The organism is Burkholderia sp. Ac-20384, assembly GCF_017104605.1.
Lineage (GTDB): Bacteria > Pseudomonadota > Gammaproteobacteria > Burkholderiales > Burkholderiaceae > Burkholderia > Burkholderia lata.
Genome location: NZ_JAAGPE010000577.1, coordinates 1 through 2,522 on the forward strand (window position 1 = coordinate 1; position 2,522 = coordinate 2,522).

Genomic DNA, 2,522 nt, shown 5'->3' on the forward strand with positions numbered 1-2,522 from the left:
CTTCAGGCCAGCCTCGGCTTCCTTCAAGATGCTGATGATTTGCTCTTCGGTGAATCGCTTTTTCATTGCCGTTCCTCTCTGGAACGGACTCTACACCGTCACCGTACTAAACGCGGGGAGCAGGTCACAGGCGCCGTTGCGCTCGTTGACCTGTCCGGGCGGCTTAGGCTGGCCCGCAGAATAGCCTAGATGCAGATTCATCTCGGCGCCCATCGCGCGCTCGATTAGCGCCTTATTGAGGCGCCGGCGTCGCGGCATTGATCGCGTCGGCTGTTATTGGGCCGTTACCGAATTGCTCAAGCAACTCGCCGGGTATGGCCGGAAGGTCTATCGGCCGGGCTTTCGGTTTGCGAGGCATGCATTCCCCTTCGGAGCATCATATGCCTTGAACACGAAATAACTGCCAACCCCGTTTCATGATCGACACGAACATCTCCATTTCCGCACTCCACGTCTTGGCGTGCATACGCTCGATAGTCATCAGGAATGTAACTTTTATTCTTCGGTGATGCTACGGGTCACGACATGTTCGCCCTCGGCAAAAACCTGTTGACCGATCACCACCTTGACCGCAGGATCATCCGCCGCAGCCGGAAGTAGATGTCCGGTACCGAGCGACGCGCCCCACAGTACGATGCGCTGGCCCTCGATACCGTGGAGCGTCCTGATAAGGGCAATCATCGCGCGAATGCTCTCGATTTGCAGGTCTTGAACGAGGCGATCTTCCTTTCTCCCTCGCTCGCGCTCGCGCCGAAGCCCCGATATGCGACTGCTCACAACCACGTCGCCTACGCGAGCAAACCCCGCCGGCAAACTTCGACAACAGAAACTCCTGAGTTCCACAGAATCCACGACGCACGAAGATGGCTCGCGGCAAAGATAGCGCTTCAACTCGTCGGAGCATGAACGAAATTTCATTGCCGAGTCGATGCTAGCCGACGTTGATCATTTTTGTGTAATGGAAATACATCTAGACAAGCGACAATGCGAATATCCGCGCAACGATGCAGCTCAGGCATGCGCCCTTGCTCAGGCCGACTGCGGCTTCTGCGCGACTACCGTGGGAAACATGCCGAAGCGGTCGTCAAAAAAAATGATATTTTCAAAGCCCGCGGACTCGAGTTGCGCCGATGTTTGCGCGTGCGTGCGAAACGTACTCCATTTCGCTTCGATGACCTGCGTAAACAGCACCTGTTGCAGGGCTAGCAACGTGTGATCTATGGTGGCCATGTTCCACGATGAATCGCTCGAGAGCGACGGCGGCGGCGTCAAAAAGCTCGTGACCAGATACCCTCCAGGCTTCAGTGACGCGAAGAAGTTCCGGTACAGCAACGTGACGCGTTCGCTATCTGGTTCGTAGATATTCAGGCCATTGCTGGTCAGCAAATCCACCGGTTCGCTCAGCTTCAGGCCCCACGCGTTGGCGCGGTACAACGCGATTGGCTGCGACACGCCGCACCGCGCAGCCAGCTTTTGCGCTCCCTCTAGTGCGGCTGGATCGAGATCGACACCAATTAGTTTGACCTCGGCACAAGCACGATAATCGAGCGTCAACAAATCACCCATCCAGCCGCAGGGGACCGACGCGAGCACGCTGTCCGGAGTGAGCCGCGCCTGTAGTTCGCGACGGAAGATGTTAAAACGTTCGCGCGTGGCCAGCACAGCCGGCAGCTCCTCGAAGACCACATATTCGAGTTCGGACAACGTTCCGCTCGCGGCGGAACCCGGCTCGTACGTGACAAGACGATGCGTCCACGCAGCGTCGAGCCCGTGATTCACCAACAAAAACCTGCCCAGCTCGAATGCCGCCAGTTGATCAACCAGGCCGAGCTGCTCGTCGCGAGCGGCCACGGGTACATCGGCCTTATCACTCATCCGCGCCTTGATGCCTTCGATTGCCGACTGAATCGAGTGTTCCGTATAAGGATCGTGAGAGATCAATCGGGAGGATTCGTTTTTATCGACCACGGAATCATTTCCTTTTCGAGGGTAAATTCTGAGTGCGCCCTTCCGGACATTGCTCGGAACAAATCGAACCACAAACGCCCGAAACACCAGGCGCCTGATGATTTGGATAAAACGAGACAAATCGATTGCCCACGTTCCGGAAGCGGAACCTGTCCAGAGAAGCAACGCATGTTAGCGATGTCACACCGGTTCTAATACGCCTTCAATTATCCGCCGATACCACCGGATATATCCGGTTTAGGCACCGACAAAATCGCATGCGTTTACCGACATTCGCATCGTGACGGCCCATTTCCTTCCCCGACCTTTCGATAAACGGATCCGGACCCGCGATTCCGGTGGCGGGAGCCGATCCAGCCGCGCACGCCGATCACCGCCCTTTGGTGAGCCATTGGAAAGCCCGAACTGCCCCCCGTCCCCGATCTCTTCGATAGAGCGGGGCGCGTCGGCCAGGTCTGCGGGTGCCCGACGCCTGGCGTCAGTCCGAGAGAAGCGCCGGTTACGCTGATCCGGCGACGCTGCCATTTAAAGCGTCCGATTTCACTGCACGACGA

3 protein-coding genes and 1 pseudogene are annotated in these 2,522 nt (G+C 57.3%); 1 reads left to right on the forward strand and 3 read right to left on the reverse strand.

Features of this window, described 5'->3' with window-relative positions; genetic code table 11:
• The coding region (locus G3O00_RS41870) for a hypothetical protein (RefSeq protein WP_206146513.1) at positions 1 to 184 on the forward strand (184 nt) is incomplete at its 5' end.
• On the opposite strand, the pseudogene G3O00_RS41875 reads toward G3O00_RS41870, so the two are convergent.
• The 3 genes and pseudogenes from G3O00_RS41875 to G3O00_RS41885 form a co-directional block, all read right to left on the reverse strand.
• A pseudogene (locus tag G3O00_RS41875) lies at positions 181 to 358 on the reverse strand (IS256 family transposase); the annotation flags it as partial. The gene G3O00_RS41870 and the pseudogene G3O00_RS41875 sit on opposite strands and share 4 nt — an antisense overlap.
• A 137-nt stretch (positions 359 to 495) precedes the next feature.
• A complete protein-coding gene (locus G3O00_RS41880; protein ID WP_206146511.1) occupies positions 496 to 777 on the reverse strand; it encodes a hypothetical protein in 282 nt (93 codons plus the stop codon).
• 252 nt (positions 778 to 1,029) lie between these two features.
• Positions 1,030 to 1,968, reverse strand: coding sequence for a class I SAM-dependent methyltransferase (locus G3O00_RS41885; protein WP_346779033.1), 939 nt, complete (start codon positions 1,966 to 1,968; stop codon positions 1,030 to 1,032).
• Between the last annotated feature and the right edge of the window lie 554 nt (positions 1,969 to 2,522).